Genomic DNA, 26464 nt, shown 5'->3' on the forward strand with positions numbered 1-26464 from the left:
CATGAGTAAGATAGAATTATTAGTTCAGAAAGCACAAGGTGGCTTGAGAGATATTTATATCACCAACAAAGGCGAATGGTATCGTAAAACATATGATATGCGCAACCACATCAGCAAGTTGCATTTAGGCAATTTGTTTTATGTGCTCAATTCTAATCCACTAGGGACATTCTTCACAATTGTACGCCCGTTGGATGTAGGGCGAAGTGGCGACTATGAAGCTGCATGGATTTTTATTCCATCTACTATATCTGTATTAGCTGATGATTTGATAAAGATAGTGTCTTTAGCCCAGCAAGATATTTTAAATGGAACAGAGCAATTTGACAATCTGTCCCCACTACTCGGTAACGTGTATCCCGATTTGCAATATATCGACTATAATCCTGTTCAGCAGACACATGCATTGGCTTATCGTTTGTATGGACAAAATACTGACTATGTTTACTTGGGAAGTCTACTACAGAAAGGAATAGACCAATCTTACTATAAGAAATATCAGGCTGTATTTTTCTTTGATTTCGCTACGAGAAACTCCATTCCGTCACAGATTATTTCTCAAATGGCTGATCTGTCTAAGATGGGCTTTGAACAACCGGCGTTTTTGTTTCCTCCACAGCATGAATTACCCAATGGTATTCAGGCTTTCTTGGGGCAATCTCCTTTCAATTCAATGCCCATTAAGGTCGCTTTAGGTACCAATGTTCAATTACAATTGCTTAGGCCTGGCTTCGAAGATATTGTTACCACCATCAGGGTGAACCAGCCTCGTCAGATTTTGAACTTACAAGGTGAAATACCGTGGGAGAAACAAATCACAAGGAAAAAATTCCGAGTATCTATAAAGGGCCGTGAAGTTAACCAGTACCAGATATATGTAAATGGTATTCTTCTTTTGGAAGATCATCCTATTTCTATTCCTGAACGTCAAGCAAAATCAGCTAGAATAGAGATTAAGAAAAGTGGTTGTGTCCCATATACAGGCATGCACGATTTGTCTTCTGACGCTCCAATCTTTCTTAATCTTACAGAGAGAGTTCATGTTCGCCCAGGAGGATATGGGAATGAGGGCAGTAAACCATTCTATGCTAACTGGAAGTTTATTCTAGGTGCAGCATTTTATACATTGCTAATTCTTTGTCTTGGTATTTCTATCGGAACAGCTATCGAAGGAAATAACCATGTAAATGATAGCATGTCTAATATGGAAATTGTTGGGGATACAACAAATACAGATAACACTACAAATATAGTTGGTGGTGGGAACAAACGTAAAACGAGCCCTGACAAAGATAAGTGGAAAAAAACAAAAGATAATACTAGCGATAAAGCAAAAGGACAAGAAAATCCACCGAATAATGTTGGCAGCCAAAAAGATCCCAATCTATCTCCTCAAAACACTTCGAGCGATGAAGAATCATTTAAACAACCCTAAAATTATTAGATTATGATATTTGAATATACATGTCCAAGATGTAACAATAAGTTTACATCACCAATGAACGCAATAAGAGAATATGTCGCATGTCCATATTGCCAACAGCAGATGGCTAGTAATAACATTTCTTTAGTAATAGATAATCCTGTGAATGCAGGTTCTTCAACAGTCAGACCAGACAATCCACAAACTGTTCATGGAAGACCCGTCCATGGAAGACCCGTTCAAGGTAAACCCGTCCAAGGTAAACCTGTACAAGGTCGTCCAGTCCTTGCTCAACCGATTCAGGCTCAACCTGTAATCACTATGTCCCAACCCAATGACATCACTCCTCCTCCTGTTTCGTCACAGTATGCCCCCCCCGAGGATAAGCCTGCTATGCAACCAGTTGTGGCTCCTATTGATCCAATAGAACCCATTGCCAATGGGCATGCTCCTATAGCATCTACTTCAAATAATCCTTTTGAAAACAATCCTAGTAATGTTGTAGCTCCCGAACAGGATAACCGCATGAACGAAACGCCTACTGAGGATGAAACGCTCGATGATATGCTAATCAACAAATCACTTGCAGCTGTGGACGAAACAGAAGAACAGGAAGATTATGATGTTGAAGTAGCAGATGAATTGAAAGATGCGTTCGACAACGGAAATCTTGCCAATCCTCACCCACTAAAGAAGGGAAAGTTGTTTGCTGTATTCGGAGGACTTATTATACTACTCATAGCAGTCTGTTATCTCCTGTTCTTTAGTAAGAGTACTAATACAGAACAAGATGAAATAGAAATGGCGAAGAACAATGAAAAGGCTGCTGTTGACTCTTTGAAAGCATATGCCCAAGCTAACCCAGATGCAGGTATCAAGGAGTATTTTATGATAGACTTGAATCAAGATGGTCAGAAAGAAGTGCTAGCTAATTCCGACAAGCAATTAATTGTTTATGGAGCAAAGGGAGGCATTGCAACTCAACTTTATAACAAGCCTGTACTCGAGTGGGTATGGCTACGTGGCAAAGGCTTGTTTGTGGTCTTTAGCAGTGACGATCAGTCAGAAGGTAGTGCCGTATGGCTTAAACAGAATGTAACTACACTCGTCGAAGATTCTACCCAAGAGAATTACTCACACACTAAAGGTAAGTTTGCAAAATCACAGAACGGCAGTATCACAAATGTTTCAGAAGATGACTATTATGGTTTTATCAATGTAGTAATCAAGAATTACACAAAGTTAACTCCGATTAAACTTCAATAATATATTATGAAGGAAAATAGAATACTTGTTTTGACATTAATATGTCTTAATTGGTTGACAGCCAATGCTCAAGTTTCCACCTATACATTACCCAGCAATAAGGAGCAGATTGATAATTTATGCCAAAATGATGCTGAGTATGCCGAAAAGGTGCGTACTGAACAAATGAAACTAAATCACTGGGAGCTATTTGCAAAAAATAATCTTGCTTCTAACGAGGCCAGCTTTACTAATGAAGATAATTCCAACCCAGCTTTAGTAAACAGCAATAGAGAAAACGCGGTCTGGGAAATAGATGGGGTTGTTTATCGAATGCCAACAGCGAGCGAAATGTCATTTATTGCTGCGCCTTATAAGTTAGGGCCAAAAGACGAAATGCCACTATTTAATAAATCGAGTAAACTATATAATAATTTGGAGTTTGTAAAGATTGGGCATAATGGGGGAAAGTCTTTCTATTCAGACTATATTAGCAAGGGTAAGAATACAATCTATGCGTTGAGGTTTAAAGACAATATCGAGAAAAAGGGAGAAGACAATCCGGATCGTTGGGCATATCGTTATGATTTAAGCGAAACTAAACTTACTGTCACCATGAAGTATATAGGTGCAGACTCTCGTATAAAGAAAGTAAAAGACATAGATGATGACGAATGGTGGAACGGGCAAACTGGCAAACAGGTGATTGTATTGCCTGTTTATAGTGGAGGTGTTTCTTATTATATAAATAATGAGGAATTTCTAAACATCAATAACGAAACAGTAACAATTTCTTCTCAACGTATGTCGACATGTTTCATTCGCCCGTTTGTCGACATAGAAAAAACATATAAGAAAAATATGACTTATATGCACTATAATATCTATGGTGAAAATATTAAAACAGATAAATCTAGTGATACAGAGAAAGTTTATCAGATAAGTCCAGCCAATCCTGTAATACAGGTCTATGCAAAAGGAAATCCAAATGCCCCTTTATTAAAGTATGATGATGCTATTTTAAAATATGGTATTGTAGAAAAGAAATCTGAAGACGGTGGAGTATCTAATTACGAGATTAAACTAAACAAAAATTTGGGAATCGTTGAACGAAATCTGGAATTTACAATGGTTTGCCCAGAAGATGAAAGGCATAATAAAACCTTCACTGTTTGCCAACCAATCCTAAGCATCGAAAATATCCCAGATTCTATACCTTTTGACTTTATCAGTGAAGATTACCTCGACCAAGAAGGCAACTTTATGACTAACCACAATAATGAACCTGGAGTATTTAGTTTCGATGACGCAAATATGAAGGCCTGTCTCAATGACGGTGACCATGATTTTCACCTACCAACGATGAATAATATGAATTGCATTTTCCCTTCAAGCGACAAAAAATTTGATACACGTTACGAAACGGAAGATACAGATACCTTACAATTTGGAATGTTTGACAAAGCTCCTTATGCTGCAAAATCATCTTATTTTTGTAAAGGTGATGGCGTAATCTATGCTTTACGCTTTAAAAATAGTTGGCTGTGTTCAGCTTTTCGCTACAAATTCGATCCTCAGAATGGCCTTTATGTAAGTATTGTACCGTTAGGATCTCAAGCATATTTATTAAAAAATGCTAGAGAAATTAGTGATGGAGAAATCTTCGATAGAAAAGAATGCCAAACCTTTCTTTTCAAGAATCTTAAAGAAAAAACGAGCGAAATAGGAGATGGAGGCGCATTGTGGACAAGTACTAAGGATCCATACGATCCCGATTATTCGGCCTTTGCTATTGGATTTGACAAGAAAAAAATCTACAGAACCAGTGTTGCCCAATCTTGCTTACTACCAGTTTTGCCCTTCATCGGTAAAGTAGAGGTTACAGAAAAAGAGATAGAGCCAACTGAGGACACTGATACTGTTGTTACAGTTCAACCGCGTATACGCAGAACAAATCGTAGCAGCGGATCTTCAAGAAATCGTTCTAATAATCAAAGCGGAAGAAATAATACTACACGTACTGGTAGTAATCATATTCTTATTATAGACAAAACAAAATAATAAATGTATGGATAATATTCAATTCGAAGTTACCTGCCCCTATTGTGGACAAGTATTTCTAGTATCTTCACAAGCAGGCATACAGGTGCAGTGCCTATGTCCCAATTGTCAACAAGACGTAATAGTTGATGCACCTATAGTTGATAACAGTGCCCTGTTAGAATCCGACTTTGAAGATTCTCAGACAAATGGTTATCAGTCGGTAACAAATTATCCTCAACAAGTGCCGCCAGAAACTAATTACTATCAGACATCTGGTGCACAACAGAATAATAACCATCAACAATTTGCGGGCACCGTGCCTCCACAAGATTCACTTGTTTATGATGAAGAGCAGAGCAGTAAAGCAAAGAAACTAATCATACCATTATTGATTATTGCTTTGCTTCTAGGTGGAGTGGCATATTGGTTTTTCGGCATATATGCCCCCAAACAACAGGAATTGGCAGATTATAATACAGCGAAAACAAAAGGTGATATATATGCTGCGCGTGAGTTCCTTTCGAAACACCAAACAGATGCACTCCCTGATCATAGAACCTCAATGGAATCAATCGTAGAGGCATTTGTCAATGATTCTATAGCATGGCAATCAACGAAAGCTGGGCTTTCTGAGGATAATCTAAAGAAAAGTGTTTCGCTGCTAGAAACTTATCTTCAAGATTATCCCAAAGGTCTTCATCGTAACGAAGCATCATCAGAACTAAACAAGTATAACAGCTTGGTCGCTGCTGATGAAGAAGCAAGAAATAAAGTTGTAGAAATTGAGATGGTGACTGATGGTTACTCGATGCGAAGTTATTATTGTAATTATGGATCACACCAAACGAGTAACGGGAATGGCGGTACAACATACTACGCTGAATCACAGTACATCTCTGTGCCTGTAGGTAGAGCTTGGAGAATGGTTACTTATGATTGGAACTATACTACAAGCAGAATGTACTATCCTCCGGAAATTGTATTGGATAATGGCTCCCGTATTAATATTAATGAAGCCGGTAGTGGATATGTTATTCCAGGAGGTCGTTCTTTCAAGATTCATACTAAACCAATGTATGCATCCGACTATTATACCTACAAGCTCAAAATATATTTCCATGAGGATGATGCATAATATTATATCTATTAATGGAATGTCTATTTATATAATGGGATTAAATAGAAAGGCGAAGGAAGATAATTACTGTAGCCAGTTTAATTCGCGACAAGTTTAAGAATGTTAAATACGTTAAACTTTCGTGGCTTTGAGGTGTTCATTAATCCTCAAAGCCACTTTTCTATCGTATAAAACACAATTGTCAGATTATCAGCACATTACATATTCTGTGGTTGACTTCGATAGTTTCCCGTCGGCTACTCGATCGACGTTCGTTGCTCTTTCGTTCGTTTTTTGCTTGTTCCTCGTTCGGTCCTCGTTCGGTCTTCGATAGACTAACGAATAAGCAACGAGAGACGAACGAGAGACGAACGAGGACCTAACGAGAACCGAACGAGAAGTTAACGAGAACCGAACGATAACGGGTCGGGTGTCAAATGAAGACTCATGGTCCTTCTGTTGTAAGCAGTTGGGGTTGCTGAATGTACTGTTTGTAAACATAAATGCACGGTTTTGATTATTCGTTAAATGGTTTGTTGCAAAGCTACCATCTTGTTTGGGAAATCATCCTCAGGTAGGGCTGCAAAGATACAACATCACAAAACCCAAATGTCCATCTTTGTCACTCTTTGTCACTCTTTGAGCTATTTTTTAATTTTATTTAACTCATTTATATACTTTTTATACAAATTCTGTGCGCAGTCACACTAAACACTTTTGATGAGAAATCAATAATCGATCAATAAGACAACATATCTTTTGCCGTTAATAAGGCAGAATCTATTACCGAATGGTCTGTAAGTATCATTTACCGCAGTTTGAGTCTTTATTTTTGATCAGTCAAAATTTTCTGCGTTTCAAATTGCCATAGTCCATTATATTTCATTCAAAGTTTCACAAATACAGTTTTATAAGAAATACCAAATACAAATCCAAATTCCACCCAAACCTTAATAATCGATTTGGGTTTAGTATGTTCTTTGAACCATCTCTTTAGTAAGTCCCCACCTGTTCTATCAAGCAACCAACCGGAAATTAATGTCCAGACGAAGTAGTTTCTGGATTTAATTCACGCTCTTTAGCCAACCTCTCACGAAGTTCCGTGAGATTGATTTTATGGTGTGCTTTCACTCGGTCAAAGCCCTGACCATATACACCAACCACAGCCGATTGAGCCACAAAGGCATTGGGATCTATCTCATCGATGAGGTCGAAAATGAAGCGCGACTCGCTCTTTTTAGCGATACAAAAAATCACCTTGATGTCTTTCTTCGTAAAGAAACCACTACCGTTGAGCACCGAGCATCCGCGGTCGGCTATCTGATTGATAGCCTCACCAATCTCTTGATACTTGTCGGAAATGATGAAAAACTGCACACTCTGACGTAGTGAGTTGACCATGTGGTCAACAACAAACGATATGACAAAGAGTAACACGTAGCCATAGAGCACCTTTTCCCAGTCTTGCAATACCACATAGGAAGATGTGATGATGGTGAGGTCGCAGAACAAGATGATTTGTCCAAGCGACACATCACGATACTTATGTATCATGGCGGCTATCACATCCGATCCTCCAGTAGAACCTCCGGCAGAAAGTCCCAATCCCACACATGTGCCAAGGAATACAGCTCCCACCATACATGCCATAAACTTCTGATCGGCAAGCAGATGGAAATCGGGTGGCATAATATTTTGCAATACCGTAGAGGCTACTGTAAAGATCACAACACCATAGATGGTTTTAGCACAGAAACGCCATCCCAAGACCTTCAGCGCCACAACGAGCAACAAGGCATTAAGCACAAAGAATGTTTCGTGGGCTGGAATACCCGTCCCCCAATAAACAATCGATGCTACACCAATGATACCACCTGTTGTGATTTCATTAGGCAACAGAAAGAGTTCCACACCAACGGCTCCCAATATCATAGCAAGGGTGAGCACACAATAGTCGCGCAGTTGGCGCAAGAATTTCCCTTTATTACTTTTAGAATACATAAGCAATAGCAGTTTTTTAGATTGGTTATGCTTTTTTTACTCGCATGCCTCAACGCGCTGGCAAGGTTTGCGTGATGTGCTGCTCACGATGACAGATGCGCACCTCTATACCAAACTTGTCGTGAAGATGCTCAGCCAGATGTTGGGCTGAATATACACTACGGTGCTGTCCACCTGTGCAACCGAAACAAAACATCAATGATGTGAAGCCACGCTGCATGTAACGGCGCACATGGGCATCGGCAAGTCGATAGACGGAGTCAAGGAATGTCAGTATCTCACCATCGTCTTCCAAGAAACGGATGACCGGTTCGTCGAGTCCTGTCAACTGTTTGTAGGGTTCATAGCGACCGGGATTGTGAGTACTTCTACAGTCAAACACATAGCCGCCACCATTGCCACTCTCGTCTTCTGGTATGCCTTTGCGGTAAGAGAAACTATAGACCTTGACCACCAACGGTCCCTGAGAATCGTATTTAGAGAAAGTGGCTGGACCGTCCTGTGGATGCTGGCGGTAAGGGTTATGCGCAGTAGTCTTGTAGCCATCGGCTCTACTGGCTGTAAGTTCTATCTGCTGGAACTGCGGCAATTCTGTCAGGCGCTGGAGCAGGTCGATGAGATAGGGATAGGGGAAATGTGCCACTTCCAACAGTTCTCGAAGATTCTGTATAGCGGGCGGTATGCTACTGATGAAATGCTGTTTGCGCTCAAAATAGCCGCGGAATCCATAGGCTCCCAACACTTGCAGAATGCGGAACAGCACGAAGAGAGAGAGTCGCTCTACAAAGTGGTGAGGTGTGGGCACCTCGGTAAACTGCTTCAGCGCGTTGTAGTATTCATAGACCATTTCGCGGCGCAGCTTATAGGGATATTTGGCTGACGCCTGCCACAGAAACGATGCCAAATCATAATAATACGGTCCACGACGTCCGCCCTGGAAATCAATAAAATAAGGATTGCCCTCGCTGTCGAGCATCACGTTGCGTGCCTGGAAATCACGATAAAGGAAGGCATCACAACGCTCAGCTGTCAGGTCTTTGGCAAGCAGACGGAAGTCAGCCTCAAGCTTTAACTCATGAAAATCCAGTTCGGTAGCCTTGAGAAAACAATACTTGAAATAATTGAGATCAAACAACACACTATCCACATTGAATTCTGCCTGAGGATAACAATTGGTAAAATCGAGTCCTCTGGCACCACGCATTTGGATGTTGGGCAACTGTCGAATGGTACGTTTCAGCAGTTCCTGCTCCTTCAACGTATATCTGCCACCGGCCGCACGTCCGCCACGAACGGCATCGAAAAGCGACACACTACCTAAGTCGGACTGCAAGTATCGGAGTTCGTCATCGCTAACTGCCAGAAGTTTAGGTACTGGCAATTGGCGCTGGGTAAAGTGTTGGCAAAGATAAACGAAGGCATGATTCTCATCGCGACTGGTGCCGATGCATCCCACCACCGATGTGCCGTCGGCAGCTGTCATACGGTAATACTCGCGATTGCTGCCTGCACCGGGCAGTTTTTCAACCTGTGCGGGTTCTTCTCCGCACCATTTACTATAGAGTGATATGAGTTGTTGCATGATGATTCAATAGATAAATATTATTGCAAGGTGAGGCCCATCAGTCCGACAACCACATCATTAGAACAAGTGCGGAGCGTGATGGAAGCCAGCGGTTTGTGGGATTTCAGCGGCATGCAGAGCATTTGGGCAGCCCCTCCGGGAATGTTACGTTGGGCGGGACCTCCGAGATGCAGAGCCTTGCCCAGGTTGCGACTCACAGTACCTGTGGCAAGTGAAACGCGATATGGTCGCGGCATGGGAGCACGGAAGGCCTTACCGTCGATATAATAGTCCTGATCTACAGGACACCAGTTGTCGGGATTGACCAGCGGCAGCGTGTCGGTCGTACCATCTGCATAATGCACCACAATCTCTGCATTGGTGATATGGGATTGCATGTGATTGGTCGAACCTGCCATCAGCAACCATGCTTTGGCTGCACGTCCCTTCAACGGAATGGTGACACTATCAGGATAGTTGTCCCAAAGCGAAGTAAACACGATATTCTGTCCTTCGGCAGGAGTGGCAAAAGGTACGCCCATCATCACAAATTCGTCATTAACAATACTTGCCCGGAAAGCGGTATCTACTATTTCCGGACAATAATCTGGATGACACCACTCTCCCACTCCCTGCACAGGTATCTGCAAGGTAGTATATGGCGGACGAGGTGTGCGATACTCCTGACGGAATATGTCTGTGACATTGGCATTATAATATGGAGTCAGCCGCTGCTTGACAAACTTACGGTCAAAGGTTGGTTCGTCGATGGGTGTTGCATCGGGAATTGTGACTGCTTCATGAAGTTCTACATCGGGCAACCGAACCGGTTCTTCCACGGTCAGCACCTGATGCTGTTCGGTAGTGCCCTCTACATCGCGATAGAGCCCCCCACCCATATTCACTCGCAGCACAATCTTCAAGGGTTTGCTGAAATGCTGATCAACCTCTATCATCACTTTTCTACCCATACGGCGGTAGGTATAGGAGAGATAAGGTGTATTGACCGAAGCATGATCCCACGATGAGGGAAAGCCCGGACGGATGATACATTTTCCGAAGAGAGCTTGTGGCTGTATGCCGAAAAGTCCCTGTAACAGCGTGCGCGAGGAAATACCGATACAATCGCCGAAATCGCGGTAACACTCACCTCGTGCAGCATCATATTTACTGATTTGTCCGAAGTTGGCAGGACTTTGTCCCTCATACATTTGGTCGATAATATTGCCCATCATCAGTCGATAGGCAGCATCTGTCCTGCCGGCTTGATAGTAGGCCAACGCCGTATGCATCACCTCGGCAGCCGCTACATTATTGATACTCCAGTCGTAAGGTTGCCAGTTGGTGGTGGCAATAGTAGCATAATCACCACGCACAGGAATATGTGGAATGGCATGATCCACATAGCGAGTGGCCCGATAGGCTTGTTCGGGCGAGCATGCGCCACAGTCGATAGGTGTATAGATGGACCATACGGCAGCACTCTCATGCTTGCGCTTCAGTCCCATCAAGTCTTCATATTCAGCCCAATGTCCTTTGTCTTCAAGCCAAAGGCGACTGTTCATGGCATCGAGAATGGCAGCCGCTTCCTGCTGATACGGTTTTGGATCGCGCCCTATGAGTTCTGCCATACGGGCAGCCAATAGGTTGGCGCGATAGTTATAGGCCGAGGAATGGGTGACTGCACCACCATTATAATATAAGGCATCTGAAGCCCAGATGCAGCAATAGGCATCATAGAGGTGGTCTCCGTCGGGGTCAAAGTTGCGTTTCTCCCATTCGAGATGTCGTTCCACCACAGGCCACATCTTTCGTATATAGGCTATATCGGCATTATATTGGAAGTGCCAGAGCAGTTCGTCGATATAGTTAAGATTCATGTCATAATGGTGCATCTGATCGTTGCGATTCGGATTCCGACAGATGTAACCATTGCTATACATGGGTGTTCCCCATCGTTTTTCTGCACGTGCAAGATGTTGTTTCTCATCTTGTGCAGGGTGCGATTGCGTTGCTGATACTTTGTTAACCTGACTACGGGCATAAGCATCAAAATGTGAGCGTGCACGATCATTCCATCCCAGCACATCGCCGAGGTATCCGGCACGCCATCCTGCCAGCGGCATTCGCCAGCCTACACAGCCATGCAACCATGTTTGTCCATCCCAATCACCATCGGCAGCCATCACAAGTGCGCCACCCAAAGTATTGATATAAGGATCAGGAGTGTCGAACGTCACACGCGAAGCCATCTTCTGATTATAAGCTACGGCTTCGGCAAAGAGTTGTGCTTGTTGGTCGGGCGACATGTTGACCACTTTGTCAAGCATCACCACAACATATACGGGAGAGGAATTGGGACATTTCACCACCTGTCGGTCGGCATCATTCTGGGCTGCATCGAAGCAGTCACGACTATCCACACCCAGGTCGCCGTTACGATGCAGCTTCGGTTGTTTCACGCCGCTCAGCGTACAAGTCACATCAAGAGAATTGTCGCCAGACATCAGTCGCCACACGGCACCCTCTCGGTTGTGTAGCGCCACAACATCCACCAGCACATCAGTTTTTCCTAACCTCTTGTCGCGCAAGCGATAACTGCGCATACCATCAACATACCATGCTTTGCAATAAGCAACATTTTCAAGGTCGATACCATTGACTTTGAAAGCCACATGGCGATGATGCCCCTTCTTGGCAATAGCAAAGACAGGGCGATCGCTGGTCTCTATGCGATAGTCGGTAGGGCCACCATATAGGGCACGAGTATAACGGTTGTTGCCATTCTCGCAGACAAAGGCACGTCCTTCGGGCCGATAGTTTTGTTGGGCAACCATCGGCAACAGGCACAACCAAGATGCGACAAGCGCCAACCATCTATTCCTCATTTTCTTTCTCTTTACGTTCACGACGACGCTCCACCCATTGTTCTACGGCATATTCCGCAAACACCAGCAATATCATAATGCCAAGCGACATGCAGAAAGCCGACAGACGTGAAGTGGTCTGTCCATACACTATGAGATATATACCATAGGCTACTATAGCCTTGAGTATCCATATTAGCCAATTACTCTTATTCATATTGGGTACAAAGATACTATGAAGTGGGCGAAAAACAAAATAAAAGCCGTTTTATTTTAACCCCACCTGATGACATTAAAAAACCGGCTGTCATCTCGACAGCCGGTTTCAAAACAAACTACTTAAAAACTAATCTACTAAAACAAATCAAAAAAATATCTCTTATTTTCTAATAATCATATCATTTTGCGTTGATTTTAACTTTCAACGTTGCAAAGATAAGTGTTTTATAAACACGATGCAAATTATTTAGATAAAAAAACACTTTAAATTGATATAAATCAAACCGGGAGACTGAAACAACGTTCAATCTCCCGATTTTTGATATGTTTGGTTTACAAATTATTACATCATTCCGCCCATTCCTGGGTTGCCGCCCATTGGCATAGCAGGATGCTCTTCTGGTTTGTCAACGATAAGACACTCAGTAGTCAGGAACATGCCAGCGATAGAGGCTGCATTCTCCAAAGCTACGCGAGCAACCTTGGCTGGGTCAACAATACCGGCAGCACGCAGGTCTTCATACTTGTCAGTACGGGCATTGTAACCGAAGTCGCCCTTGCCTTCGCGTACTTTCTGAACAACCACAGCACCTTCACCGCCTGCATTGCGTACAATCTGGCGAAGTGGTTCTTCGATGGCACGCTCTACAATATTGATACCGGTCTGCTCGTCGGCATTCACACCCTTCACGTCTTTCAGTACGTCGAGTGCACGGATGTAGGTAGTACCGCCACCCACTACAACGCCTTCCTCAATGGCAGCACGTGTAGCGCAGAGTGCATCGTCAACACGGTCTTTCTTCTCTTTCATCTCAACTTCACTATTAGCGCCGACGTAAAGAACGGCTACGCCACCTGCCAATTTGGCCAGACGCTCCTGCAGTTTCTCTTTATCGTAGCTGCTGGTAGTGAGTTCGATTTCTTTTTTGATCTGTGCAATACGATCCTTGATATTCTCTTTGTCGCCAGCACCATTGACAATAGTTGTATTGTCTTTAGATACGGTAACCTTATCGCAAGTACCCAGCATGTCGAGGGTAGCCTGCTCCAGTTTCAAACCTTTCTCTTCGCTGATAACGACACCACCTGTCAGAATGGCAATATCTTCGAGCATAGCCTTACGACGGTCGCCAAAGCCAGGAGCCTTGACAGCGCAAATCTTCAAGCCACCACGCAGACGGTTTACAACCAATGTGGTCAAAGCCTCTGAATCGACATCCTCGGCAATAACGAGCAAGGGTCGTCCGCTTTCAGCAGCAGGCTGCAGGATGGGCAAGAAATCCTTGATATTGCTGATCTTCTTATCGTAGATGAGCACGTAAGGATTCTCCATGATACACTCCATCTTGTCTGAATCGGTTACGAAATAGCCTGAGAGGTAACCGCGGTCGAACTGCATTCCCTCTACAACACCGATGTGGGTATCGCGACTCTTAGACTCTTCAATGGTGATGACACCATCTTTAGATACTTTGCGCATAGCGTCGGCAAGGAGTTTACCGATTTCCTCATCGTTGTTAGCACTTACTGTGGCAACCTGTTCAATCTTGTCGTAGTTGTCGCCAACCTGCTCAGCGCTCTCCTTGATGTGGTCAACCACGGCTTTCACAGCCTTGTCAATACCGCGTTTCAAATCCATAGGATTGGCACCTGCGGTCACGTTTTTCAGACCTTCGGTCACAATAGCCTGAGTGAGAATGGTGGCAGTAGTTGTTCCATCACCGGCATCGTCACCAGTCTTAGAAGCAACACTCTTTACCAGCTGAGCACCTGTGTTCTCAAATTTATCTTCGAGTTCGATTTCCTTAGCTACCGTAACACCGTCCTTGGTGATCTGTGGAGCGCCAAACTTCTTCTCGATAACCACGTTGCGTCCTTTAGGACCGAGGGTTACCTTTACTGCATTAGCCAACTGATCGACACCGTTTTTCAACAGGTCACGAGCTTCAATATTGAATTTAATATCTTTTGCCATAATGTTTATTCCTTATTCTTTTATTATTGTCAATTGCTTATTTTTCGATAATGGCGAGCACATCGCTCTGGCGCATCATCAGATATTTTTCACCTTCAAACTCAAGTTCGGTACCACTATATTTGCCATAAAGCACTTCGTCGCCGGCTTTCAGAATCATCTCTTCGTCCTTAGTGCCTTGTCCAGCAGCAACAATTTTACCGTGGAGAGGTTTCTCTTTAGCTGTATCAGGAATGATAATTCCACCAATCTTTTCTTCTGCGGGTGCGGGCAATACCAGCACGCGGTCACCTAATGGTTTAATGTTCATCATAATCTTTATCTGTTTTAAAGTTAAATTTCTTCTGTCAGTCAATATGCCAAAAGTGTGCCATTCGTCAAAGACTGACACATTGTCACACTTCCACTCCGTGTATGACTGCCACAAAGAAGCAGGGAATCATATATAAATAAGGTGTAAGACTGATGTGAGCACAACTTCTGCCACAATTTTTAATGATGCTTATGACATTTTTGATGTTCGGGATGCGTTCGGGATGCGTTCGGGATGTTGCCATCTTTATATGTAGCGAGATTATTAAGTAAGTCCGATGTAAGTCCCAAGTAAGTCTCAAGTGAGTCCCCAAAACTGACAGACAATAATGGGAAATAGATGGGAGAACAAAAGGGGAAATAAAAGAAAAACGGGGTTTTTCTTTGTATTTCGCTCGGTTTGCACTACCTTTGATGCAAAGCACCTTAGGTAGGCGGCACCTCGGAAATAAAAGAAAAACGGGGTTTTTCTTTGTATTTCGCTCGGTTTGCACTACCTTTGCAACGAAATGTGTACTATCGGATTTTATTCAAAAGACAACAAACCATATCAAAACAATAAATTATGAAAGATTTTATTAAATACGTAGGCGCAACCATAACCGGAATCGTCATGCTTTCTGTTATCGTAGGCATATTGGGTGTTATCTCGCTGGTCGGCCTTGCCGCAAGCACCGCATCAACCGTTCAGGTGAAAGACGGTTCAGTATTCACCCTTGTGCTCAAGAACAACATTGATGAACGCGGCACAGACAATCCGATAGGATTTCTGAATGGCAGCGATACCACTATCGACGGACTCAACGACATTATAAGTGCTATCCATAAAGCAAAAGACAACGAGAACATCAAAGGTATCTACATTCAGGCAGACGGAATGGCAACAGACTCGCCAGCATCACTCCATGCCATTCGCGAGGCATTACTCGACTTCAAGAAGAGTGGTAAATGGATCATCAGTTACTCCGACGGATACAGCCAGAGCGAATACTACCTCTGCTCGGTGGCTGACCAGATTCTGCTCAACCCACAAGGTCAGATTGGTTGGCACGGACTGGCTGCCGAACCCGTATTCTACAAAGATTTGCTCGCTAAGTTTGGCGTTAAGTTTGAACTCTGCAAAGTAGGTAAATACAAGAGCGCACCAGAGCAAGTGACTGCCGACGGCATGAGCGAAGCTAACCGCGAACAGGTGACTGCCTATGTGACAGGCATATGGAAGGTAATGCTCAAAGACGTATCTGCCAGCCGTAAGATTTCTACCGACTCGCTCAACGCATACGCCGATCGTTTCATGGATTTGGCCGATGCACAGGAGCTCATCAAACTGCGCCTCATCGACAAGACCATGTATGCTGATGAAGTGAAAAACGTCATCAAGAAACGCCTCGACATCGATACCGACACCGACATTCCACAACTCAGCCTGGGCGATATGCTCAATGTGGAGGATAAGAAAAATCGTGGCGACAAGGTTGCTGTCTATTATGCTTATGGAGATATTGTAGATGAAGACAACAGCAATCCCATGAATCCACAAACCTGTATCGTGGGAAAAGATATGTGTAAGGACTTGGAAGAACTGGCCGACGACGACGATGTGAAAGCAGTAGTGCTCCGAGTCAACTCACCTGGTGGTTCTGCCTATGCTTCAGAACAAATCTGGCACGCAGTTACCAAGTTGAAAGCCAAGAAACCCGTAGTGGTTTCCATGGGCGGATACGCAGCATCGGGAGGCTATTACATCAGTTGTGCAGCCAACTATATCTACTCCGATCCCACTACCATTACCGGCTCTATCGGTATCTTCGGCATGTTCCTCAACTATAGCGAACTGATGAAAGACAAGCTCGGCATCAAGTTTGACGAGGTAAAAACCAACAAACATGCCAACTTCGGCACGCGTTCACGATTCTTTAACGCAGAAGAGATGGCTATCCTCGACAAATATATCGGCAAAGGCTACGAACTCTTCCGCAAACGTGTGGCTGACGGACGCAAGATGTCCGTAGCCCAAGTGGAGCAGATTGCACAAGGCCGTGTATGGCTGGGCAACGACGCCCTGAAGATTCATCTCGTAGATGGAATCGGTTCGCTCGACGACGCTGTCAAGAAAGCCGCCCAACTGGCAAAGCTCGACGAATATTACGCCAGCGAGTATCAGACTCCAAGCAGTTGGTATGAAACCCTTCTGGCATCGGCAAGTGGCAATAGCGGCAGCTATCTCGACGAACAAATGCAAGCCACTTTCGGCGAACTCTACGAGCCGCTCCGCTACATCAAGCAGGTGGAAAACATGAGTAAGATACAGGCTCGCCTGCCCTATTTCCTTACTATTCGATAATTACACCTTATATAATATATGAACGCAAGAGGGAATTTCATCCGCATCAACAAATGGCTACTTCCGCTGAGCTGGCTTTACGGACTCGGCGTGAAGCTTCGCAACATGGCCTTTGAGATGAATCTGCTGAAAAGCCGATCGTTTGACATACCCGTCATCTCGGTGGGCAATATCACAGTTGGCGGTACAGGAAAAACCCCTCACGTGGAATATCTTATCGAACTGCTGAAAGACCATTGCAAGGTGGCAGTACTCAGTCGTGGCTATAAACGTAAGAGCAAAGGATTTGTCTTGGCAGACAACGACACACCGATGAAGCGCATCGGCGATGAACCGTTTCAGATGAAAAGGAAATATCCCGACATCACCGTGGCAGTTGACAAAAAGCGTTGCCACGGCATCGACCAACTGACAGAGCTCAACAAGGCTGATGTCATCCTGCTCGACGATGCGTTCCAGCACCGTTACGTGCAGCCAGGCATCAATATCCTTCTGGTGGATTACCATCGTCTGATTATCGACGACTGCCTCTTGCCTGCAGGCAGACTGCGCGAACCGTTGTCTGCCAAAGACCGCGCAGATGTTGTCATCGTGACAAAATGTCCTAAAGACATGAAACCGATGGAGTATCGCGTGACCAACAAGATGATGCAGCTCTATGCCTACCAGTCGCTCTATTTCACCTCGTTGAAATACGGACCGCTACGCCCCATGTTCGGCGGACAGGACAAACAGAATCAGGGCAAACGACCACTCGAAAGCATCAAAGCCGACGAACACATTCTGTTGCTCACCGGTATTGCATCGCCCAAACAGATGATACAGGACTTAAAGCCCTACACCACGCACCTGACTCCGCTGACCTACAGCGACCACCATCAGTTCAAAAGCAAAGACATTCAGCACATCAACAACACCTTCGAACAACTGCCGAAACCACGTCTGCTCATCACGACAGAGAAAGACGCAGCCCGTCTGTACGACGTCGAAGGACTAAGCGAAGAAGTAAAAAACAATATGTATATACTCCCTGTAACCATCAGCTTCATGCTGGACCAGGGCGAAATGTTTAACAAATACATCATCAGTTATGTACGAAAAAATTCAAGAAACAGCATCCTGGATCAAAGAAAGGATGACCACAAATCCCACAACAGCGATCATTCTGGGAACAGGACTCGGACAATTAGCTTCCGAAATAACTGATAAATACGAATTCCTATACAGCGAAATCCCCAATTTCCCCATTTCTACCGTAGAAGGCCACTCTGGCAAACTCATCTTCGGCAAACTGGGCAACAAGGACATCATGGCCATGCAAGGACGCTTCCACTTCTACGAAGGCTATTCGATGAAGGAAGTAACGTTCCCCGTACGCGTCATGTACGAACTGGGCATCAAGACGCTTTTCGTGTCAAATGCAGCCGGAGGCATGAACCCACAGTTCAATATCGGTGACCTCATGATCATCACCGACCATATCAACCTGTTCCCCGAACACCCCTTGCGCGGAAAAAACTTCCCCACCGGACCTCGCTTCCCAGACATGCACGAGCCATACGACCTGCAACTGGTGGCAGAAGCTGATAAAGTGGCAGCAGAAAAAGGCATCAAAGTGCAGCATGGTGTATATATCGGCGTACAGGGTCCTACCTTTGAAACACCAGCCGAATACCGCATGTTTGCCAAGATGGGCGGCGACGCCATCGGCATGAGTACCGTCCCCGAAGTAATTGTAGCCCACCATTGCGGCATCAAGACCTTCGGTGTGAGTGTCATTACCGACCTTGGCGGCTTCGACGATCCCGTTGAAGTAAGTCACGAAGAAGTACAGGAAGCAGCCAACAAGGCACAGCCTTTGATGACTGAGATCATGCGTGAAATGATTAACAGAGCATAAACAAATACATGGAAATAGCAAAACTGGGTGAATTTGGACTGATCGACAGACTGACCAAAGACATCAAACCACAGAATGAATCAACAAAGTACGGCGTAGGCGATGACTGCGCCGTACTCAGTTACCCCAACAGCGAAGTACTCGTCACCACCGACATGCTGATGGAAGGCGTACACTTCGACCTCACCTATATAGATTTAGAGCACCTTGGCTACAAGTCTGCCATGGTCAACATCAGCGACATCTTCGCCATGAACGGCACCCCACGCCAACTGACCGTCAGTCTGGCAGTAAGCAAGCGCTTCACCGTGGAAGATATGGAACAGTTCTACAACGGACTGCGCCTGGCATGCGACAAATGGCATGTGGATATCGTAGGAGGCGACACCACCTCATCTTATACAGGCCTCGCCATCTCCATCACCTGTATCGGCGAAGCCAAGAAAGAGGATATCGTCTATCGCAACGGAGCCAAAGAGACCGACCTGATATGTGTCAGCGGAGACCTCGGTGCTGCCTATATGGGACTGCAACTCTTAGAACGTGAGAAATCTGTTTACTATTCACAAGTTGACGAAGCCAAACGCAAAGGCGATAAAAAGGCATTGGAGAGTCTGGCTCAGTTCCAGCCCGACTTTGCCGGCAAAGAATATCTGCTCCAGCGCCAACTGCGCACCGAGGCACGCGGCGATATTATCGAAAAGCTCCGTGCTGCCGGCATACGCCCCACAGCTATGATGGATATCAGCGATGGACTGTCGAGTGAACTGATGCACATCTGCAAGCAAAGCCATGTGGGATGCCGTATCTTCGAGAAGCAGATCCCCATCGACTATCAGACTGCGGTAATGGCAGAAGAACTCAACATGAACGTGACCACCTGCGCACTCAACGGCGGCGAAGACTATGAATTGCTGTTCACCATTCCTATTGGTGACCATGAGAAAATCCAGGCCATCGACGATGTTCGCCTCATCGGACACATCACAAAGGATAGCCTCGGACAGGTGCTTGTGACACGCGACGACCAAGAATTTCCACTAAAAGCGCAAGGTTGGAATCCACTGCAATAATGGCAAAATAAGCGCAAAAACAAAGGTAAATGGAGGCAAAAAGGGCGAAAGTTCTTAAAATTCGTTAACAAATAGCACTTTTTCATGCGGTTTGTTTGGTATATCAAAATTATGTAGTACCTTTGCAACCGCAAACGAAAGAATTGCAAAACCGAATATGGTGCCTTAGCTCAGTTGGTAGAGCATCGGACTGAAAATCCGTGTGTCCCCGGTTCGATTCCTGGAGGTACCACTCCTCCTTTCATTTAAGCCCCTGTTCAACATTTAGTTGGCAGGGGTTTTACTTTTCTACATATCGTACTCGCGCTCGAGAATAAAAAGAAATTTGGGCATTTCTTTTCTATTCTGCTCGCTTATTCGTACTTTGGCGCTAAAGCGTCCAAGGTACTCGCGCTCGAGAATAAAAAAAGAAATTTGGGCATTTCTTTTTTATTCTGCTCGCTTATTCGTACCTTTGTCGGCGGATAAACGAACTAACAAACAAAAAAGAAAGTAAAAACCAATGGGAATCATCATCGGCATTGACGTGGGCATATCGACCACCAAGATTGTTGGACTGCACGAACAACATGTTCTTTCACCCATCCGCATTACTGCGGTCGATCCCGTCACATCACTCTACGGAGCTTTCGGAAAGTATCTTCACGACAACAACATCAGCCTCAGCGACGTTGAACAAGTCATGGTGACTGGTGTGGGATCGGCATATATCGACGGACCCGTCTATGGATTGCCAACAGGCAAGACAGACGAATTCATTGCAGATGGCTTGGGCGCACGCTTTGAAAGCGGTCTCTCGAAAGCCATTGTAGTATCAATGGGTACAGGAACCAGCTTTGTGCAATGTGATGGCGATGAGATCCGACACATCGGAGGTATTGGTATCGGAGGTGGAACCGTACAGGGTCTATCGCGTGTGATGCTCAACACAAGCGATCCGAAACAGATTTCGAGTCTGGCACTCCGTGGCGACATCCGCAACATCAACTTGCTCATCGGCGACATCTCTAGTCGTCCTTTGCCCGGCCTCCCCATGAATGCCACCGCATCGCTATTCAGCAAGGCACAGTATGACGCGCCACGCGAAGATATTGCCCTTGGCATTATCACCATGGTATTGCAGAGCATCGGTTCTGCGAGCATTCTTTCCGCCCTCAACACGGGCATCAAAGACTTTGTACTGATAGGCAATCTGACGCTCTACCCCCAATGCAAAGAGATTTATCCTATGCTGGAAAAGCTCTACAACGTGCGTTTCCACATACCGAAATACTCTGAATTTTGTACTGCCATCGGTGCTGCGCTCAACTTCAGACAGCAACTCGGCAAATAGAAACTGTTAGATATCAGTATTTTAAGTTCTATTCTGCCATTTGACAAGCGACTGTGGTGCTACAGAAAGGAGCACCTGAAGTGCTTACATAAAATTCAGTTTTCAGAAAAATTTCGACCACTCGACCACCAATCCGTGTATCGCGCTGTCATTCAGCGCTATATGCGGTGGTCGATTGCTTGAAATTCAGGATTATCGACCACCCATCGACCACCAGTGCAACGATGTGATGTGCACGAATCAGCCTAAAGAATGATGCTTTTCAATGTGGAATTACTATTGTTTTCGGCAAAAGAGCAGAGCTGAGTTACTTTTGTCCTTTCAGGACGTGGTTGATTATGTGCATTCATATCCGCAGGGCGATGCCCTGGGCTAAGGAAACCATTGGGCTTTCAGCCCGCCTTTGCTTGTTTGGTTATTAACACATCTTTAGTTGTTGGGTATTAGCCCGTCGTTAGTTGTTGGGTTACTAACGCCCCGAATGGGGCAAAATCTTCATAGCCCAGGGTAACACCCTGGGGTGTATGATTTTATTTAGCCTACGTCCTGTAAGGACAAAAGTAAAGCGTGATCCTATTTTCCTTATAAAATACTATCGTTTATCAGCACTTTGACAAGCCTTGATAACACCTTTATCAAATATTGGATAACACCTTTTATCAAACGTTGGATAATACTTTTATCAAACGTTGGATAATACTTTTATCAAACGTTGAAAACACCTTTATCAAACGTTTGAAAACACTCTTGCCAAACGTTGGGAAACACTCTTGCCAAACGTTGGGAAACACTCTTGCCAAACGTTGGGCAATACTTTTGCCAAAGGTTTGGAAATGTCTGACAATACGTATATTGGGCTGAGATGTAAAAATTCGACAAATTTTGACGGTGGTCGATAGATGTTCGAATGGTGGTCGAAAACACCCTATGAAACGATATTCGACCATCAGCTAAACCGTTGTACCACATAGTTTTACACAGACTTGGTGGTCGAGTGGTCGATTTTTGCAAAAGACGCGCGTGCGCGTGCGTAAGAGAAACAAGGTTTGTCCGACAGCGTCAAACAAACCTCGTTGTTGTTGTATCACGGTTTCGGAAAGGCGAAAAAAAACTTCCATGCGCTCAACCGCCGACCTCCTATGGCCTTGATACTATTCCAGATTGTCGATGGTGATTCCATCAAACTCAGTCATAAACGACATGATGCGCGACTGATAATGGTTGCGCTTCACCTTCAAACGAACGGTGGCAGTATATGTTTCAGCATCTTGTGAGCGATGAGTTTTCATTTCATAAGCCAACACCTCAGCGTGTTCGCGACCGATAGAATCGAGCACTCCGCGTATTCCCTCACGTGTAGGAGCAGAGAAGGTCAGCGAAATTTGCTTCGCACCGAATCGGTTGTGCAAGATGCTGACACCTTCCAAGCACAACAATACGAGAACCGTAGAAACCGTTGCCAGCAGATAGAGTCCCGATCCGCAAGCCAATCCGATGGCAGAGGTCACCCACAGCCCAGCCGCTGTAGTCAGTCCGCGCACCACATGGCGCTGGAAGATGATACATCCGGCACCGATAAAACCGATACCGCTGACCACCTGTGCGGCAATGCGCGAAGGGTCGAGGCGCACCACTCCGCCCACCACATCTTCGTAACCATATTTAGACAGTATCATGAAGATGGCAGCACCAAGCCCTACAAGGAAGTGGGTTCTGAATCCTGCTTCCTTTGCCCGGTATTCACGTTCTATACCGATGGCACCACCCAGCAGGGCTGCCAACAAAATGCGGATGATAAATGCTTCGTTCATAGTTTTATGATTTAGAGTTCTATCGTTTAGTTCTTCAATTCACAAACGACTTGTTTGCCCATTTAAAGGCATTCCATCGTCTGACAAACAGTATGCCGCGGATATTCTCGTCGAGCACAAAGGCAAACCACATGCCCACCAGTCCGAAGCCAAGCGTGATGCCCAGCAGATATCCGAACAGCACCCCCACTGCCCATTGCACCACAAGACCGAGGTAGAAAGGATAGAGGATGTCGCCCGCAGCCCTGAGCGTATTGGTCGCCCAGATGTTGACACACTTACCCACTTCGAGCAGCACATCGACCCAGAAGCAGGTGCATACCAGTTTGGCGATAGTGGGATTGTCGGTCAGACAGTCGGCAATAAACGGTCCGCAGAGTGCACAGAGCACCGAGAACGACAGTGTGACGAGTGCTCCCCTACGCCAGGAGAAGCGTCCCACTTGGTATGCCGCCTGTGTTTTTCCCAATCCTGTCAGATGTCCCACCATGATGCTGCTTGCCTGGGCAATGCAGATGGCATACATATAGACAAACATCACCACATTGACAATATAGGTGCGGGCAGTCAGTTCGTCATTGCCCAGCATATTGATGAAATACAGCAAGGTGAGCTGCTGCAGGTTGTAGGATATGTTTTCGCCAGCCGATGGCATGCCAATCTTCAGCAGATTGCGCAACTCGTGTGTGGGGAAATGGGCAAAGAGTTTTTGAGGCACATAGGTGAACAAGCGCCAACGCAGTATGACCACCAACAACACCATAGCCACTACTCGCGATATGCTTGTAGAGATGGCGGCACCCTCGGCACCCATTTCGGGCATGCCAAACTTACCGAATATCAATATATAGTTGCCCATGATGTTGAGCACATTGACCACCCCCACCACCATCATTGGCGGAACGGGCATCTTGGCAGATCGCAGAATGGTGCTCACCGTGGTGGAAATCGCCTGTGTGAAAGCCATTCCGCCCACTATCTGCATATACGGGCGACCATACACCATCAGTTCGGGACGCAGTCCCATGAGTGTCAATATCGAGTCGGCACCGAGAAACAGCGTCAGGCTGACAGCTATTCCCACCACCAGATTGAGTGCCAAAGCCACTATGCCGACTCTGATAAACTTCTCTTCGCGTCCTGCTCCGAGATACTGTGCACACAGCACAGAAGTGCCGGCATTGATAATAGTGAAGAGCAGAAACACCAACGAGAGTATCTGGTTATCTACTCCTACTGCTGCTACAGCCGCATCGCTATACTGGCTGAGCATGAAAGTATCGACGCCTCCCAAGAGAAAAGTCAGTAGGGTTTCCAGCAGAATGGGTCCCACGAGGTGGTTGACGTCACGTTTGAAATTGTAGTGTATCATGTGTATTTGTTATCCAAATTAAAGTCATGCGGTTGAGTTCAACCCGTCACAGCGACTTTTCTGCCAAACCATCGGTCGATAATCAGCGCCAAGGCACCGTCGCCCGTCACATTGCAGGCAGTGCCGAAACTATCCATAGCGATATAAAGGGCTATCATCAGTGCCAACGACTGCTGGTCGAATCCCAGCATAGACTGTAGGATTCCCAATGCTGCCATAATGGCTCCACCCGGCACACCCGGTGCGGCAACCATCGTAATGCCCAGCATCAGTATGAATCCTATCATGCCTTGCATGTCGTAGTCTATATGCTGCATCATCATCAGCGCCATGGCACATGCCACAATCTTCAATGTGCTACCCGACAAATGTATCGTGGCACAAAGGGGCACCACAAAGCCGGCAATACCCTCACCCACCCCATTGGCTATGGTCTGCCGGAGTGTCACAGGAATGGTTGCTGCCGACGATTGTGTGCCGAGTGCGGTAAAATAGGCAGGCATCATGCGCATCAGCAGCCGCAACGGATTCCTATGGGTCAGCAGTCCTGCTACGGCATATTGCAAGAGCAGCAATACGACGTGCATCACGAATATCACGCCGATAATCTTCACAAAGACTGACAGCACCCGGAACACTTCGCCCGAATGGGTCATGTTGAAGAATATGCCGAATATATAAATAGGTAGCAGCGGCAATACCACCACCTGTATGGTCTTGGTGATAATCTGTCTGAATTCGGTGAAAACATTCTTCAGCGTTGCCGTGCCCTGATAGGCTATGCCCAAGCCGAGTGTAAACGCCATGACCAATGAGGTCATCACAGCCATCGGCGGTGTGATGCTCACGGTGAAATAAGGTTCCTGCTGTTTCGCCTCGTTGATCGATGTCCATTCTATCTGATCGGAGATGAGCGAAGGGAATACCGCCTCGCTAACGCCATACGATAACAGTCCGGAACATACCGTTGCGCCATAGGCGAGCAATGCCGTGACCACCAGCAAGCGACCAGCCTCCCGTCCGATATCGGCAATGGCAGGTGTCACCAGTCCCACAATGATCAGGGGAATGAGGAATCCCAAAAACTCGCTAAACAAGCCATTGAAAGTCACAAAAACGCGTACTGGCATTTCCGGCGACACCATACCGCCAGCAATACCCAGTGCCATGGCTATCAATATCCTTGGCAGCAATCCAATCTTCATCTTTTTCATAGTCGAAAAGCTAAAGGCCATATATCTGTCATGATGTTATCTGTGTTATTCTTGCAAAAATACGCAAACTTATTGAAACTGCCAAAGAAATGGTTAATAATCTCCGTAGATCTATGTCTTTGACGGACCGTGACGTTGCTGTGCTGTGGTGTGGCTGGCAGCGTGTGGCTTTGTCTCATGCATCACCATCATACTGCACCATTCTTCTCTATGCCGACGTTATCACAATAGTCATGCAACATCATTGTCCTCTGTCAGCATCTATTGTGTATCATAATTCATCTGTCTATCCAAGACAAAATTACAGACTTATTACCATTTTCTAACAGTTTACCCCAACAAATCGTTAAAATAGTATAATATTAAGCCATATATCGCAGTGTTATGTATAAATAGTGTAAAAAAAAACAAAAGTTTTCCAGTCTATTTGACAAACCTATCAATTATTATCTTAAATTTGTAGCCACAAAATAAAATCTAAATACAATAACCAAAAACATATAACTCACTAACACATTACAATTCACTAGTGTCCACTAAAAACGATTAACAATCGTTGTAAGTGGTTGATATGCGACAAAATACGAGCAAAAAATGACTCTATGGGTTAGAAATGACTATCTTTGCAGAAAATTACAATCTGTAAGTTAG

18 protein-coding genes and 1 tRNA gene are annotated in these 26464 nt (G+C 45.2%); 10 read left to right on the top strand and 9 right to left on the bottom strand.

Annotated elements, in window-relative coordinates; genetic code table 11:
- Position 1 precedes the first annotated feature (1 nt).
- The 4 genes from CIK96_RS05395 to CIK96_RS05410 all read left to right on the top strand — a co-directional run bounded on the left by CIK96_RS05395 (position 2) and on the right by CIK96_RS05410 (position 5846).
- Complete coding sequence (locus tag CIK96_RS05395) at positions 2–1435, top strand: hypothetical protein (RefSeq protein ID WP_094389353.1); 1434 nt, start codon at positions 2–4, stop codon at positions 1433–1435.
- Positions 1436–1546: 111 nt separating this feature from the next.
- The gene (locus CIK96_RS05400; RefSeq protein ID WP_158214833.1) at positions 1547–2689 is read left to right on the top strand and encodes a hypothetical protein; all 1143 of its coding nucleotides are present in this window, start codon (positions 1547–1549) and stop codon (positions 2687–2689) included.
- A gap of 6 nt (positions 2690–2695) precedes the next feature.
- Entirely contained in the window at positions 2696–4729 is a 2034-nt protein-coding gene (locus CIK96_RS05405) for a hypothetical protein (protein WP_094440003.1), read from the top strand.
- Between the two features lie 7 nt (positions 4730–4736).
- A complete protein-coding gene (locus tag CIK96_RS05410; RefSeq protein ID WP_094388343.1) occupies positions 4737–5846 on the top strand; it encodes a hypothetical protein in 1110 nt (369 codons plus the stop codon).
- Positions 5847–6863: 1017 nt separating this feature from the next.
- Here the strand turns inward: CIK96_RS05410 and CIK96_RS05415 are convergent.
- From CIK96_RS05415 to CIK96_RS05440, 6 genes are all read right to left on the bottom strand, one after another.
- Positions 6864–7829, bottom strand: coding sequence for a YitT family protein (locus CIK96_RS05415; protein WP_094440004.1), 966 nt, complete (start codon positions 7827–7829; stop codon positions 6864–6866).
- 49 nt (positions 7830–7878) lie between these two features.
- Entirely contained in the window at positions 7879–9411 is a 1533-nt protein-coding gene (locus tag CIK96_RS05420) for a phosphotransferase (RefSeq protein ID WP_094440005.1), read from the bottom strand.
- A 20-nt stretch (positions 9412–9431) separates the two neighbouring features.
- Entirely contained in the window at positions 9432–12281 is a 2850-nt protein-coding gene (locus CIK96_RS05425) for a DUF4450 domain-containing protein (RefSeq protein ID WP_094440006.1), read from the bottom strand.
- Positions 12271–12477 (bottom strand): hypothetical protein, encoded by a 207-nt coding sequence (locus CIK96_RS05430; protein ID WP_094390138.1) that lies wholly within the window; start codon positions 12475–12477, stop codon positions 12271–12273. Before CIK96_RS05430 ends, CIK96_RS05425 begins: the two co-directional genes overlap by 11 nt.
- 345 nt (positions 12478–12822) lie before the next feature.
- Positions 12823–14454: a chaperonin GroEL gene (gene groL / locus CIK96_RS05435; RefSeq protein WP_094390139.1), complete on the bottom strand. Its 1632-nt coding sequence runs from the start codon at positions 14452–14454 to the stop codon at positions 12823–12825.
- 37 nt (positions 14455–14491) lie between these two features.
- A complete protein-coding gene (locus CIK96_RS05440; protein WP_094390191.1) occupies positions 14492–14764 on the bottom strand; it encodes a co-chaperone GroES in 273 nt (90 codons plus the stop codon).
- 567 nt (positions 14765–15331) lie between these two features.
- On the opposite strand from CIK96_RS05440, the gene sppA reads away from it, so the two are divergent.
- The 6 genes from sppA to coaW all read left to right on the top strand — a co-directional run bounded on the left by sppA (position 15332) and on the right by coaW (position 21416).
- Positions 15332–17110 carry a signal peptide peptidase SppA gene (gene sppA / locus CIK96_RS05445; protein WP_094390140.1) on the top strand — a complete coding sequence of 593 codons (1779 nt, stop codon included), beginning with the start codon at positions 15332–15334 and terminating at the stop codon, positions 17108–17110.
- Between the two features lie 18 nt (positions 17111–17128).
- Positions 17129–18316: a tetraacyldisaccharide 4'-kinase gene (gene lpxK, locus CIK96_RS05450; protein WP_094440007.1), complete on the top strand. Its 1188-nt coding sequence runs from the start codon at positions 17129–17131 to the stop codon at positions 18314–18316.
- Positions 18246–19010 (top strand): purine-nucleoside phosphorylase, encoded by a 765-nt coding sequence (locus CIK96_RS05455; RefSeq protein WP_254046758.1) that lies wholly within the window; start codon positions 18246–18248, stop codon positions 19008–19010. The genes lpxK and CIK96_RS05455 overlap by 71 nt, the downstream gene beginning before the upstream one ends.
- A gap of 8 nt (positions 19011–19018) precedes the next feature.
- The gene (gene thiL, locus CIK96_RS05460) at positions 19019–20083 is read left to right on the top strand and encodes a thiamine-phosphate kinase (protein ID WP_094390143.1); all 1065 of its coding nucleotides are present in this window, start codon (positions 19019–19021) and stop codon (positions 20081–20083) included.
- 159 nt (positions 20084–20242) lie between these two features.
- Positions 20243–20315, top strand: a tRNA-Phe gene (locus CIK96_RS05465).
- Positions 20316–20585: 270 nt separating this feature from the next.
- Positions 20586–21416: a type II pantothenate kinase gene (coaW, locus tag CIK96_RS05470; RefSeq protein ID WP_094390144.1), complete on the top strand. Its 831-nt coding sequence runs from the start codon at positions 20586–20588 to the stop codon at positions 21414–21416.
- A 1151-nt stretch (positions 21417–22567) separates the two neighbouring features.
- Here coaW and CIK96_RS05475 read toward each other — a convergent pair.
- The 3 genes from CIK96_RS05475 to CIK96_RS05485 are packed head-to-tail and all read right to left on the bottom strand — an operon-like array spanning position 22568 to position 25813.
- The gene (locus tag CIK96_RS05475; RefSeq protein ID WP_094440009.1) at positions 22568–23227 is read right to left on the bottom strand and encodes an MgtC/SapB family protein; all 660 of its coding nucleotides are present in this window, start codon (positions 23225–23227) and stop codon (positions 22568–22570) included.
- A gap of 34 nt (positions 23228–23261) precedes the next feature.
- Positions 23262–24599 (bottom strand): MATE family efflux transporter, encoded by a 1338-nt coding sequence (locus tag CIK96_RS05480; RefSeq protein WP_094440010.1) that lies wholly within the window; start codon positions 24597–24599, stop codon positions 23262–23264.
- 38 nt (positions 24600–24637) lie between these two features.
- Entirely contained in the window at positions 24638–25813 is a 1176-nt protein-coding gene (locus CIK96_RS05485; protein ID WP_094390192.1) for a dicarboxylate/amino acid:cation symporter, read from the bottom strand.
- Positions 25814–26464 lie beyond the last annotated feature (651 nt).

Origin of the sequence: Prevotella sp. P4-98 (assembly GCF_002251405.1) — a bacterium.
GTDB lineage: Bacteria > Bacteroidota > Bacteroidia > Bacteroidales > Bacteroidaceae > Prevotella.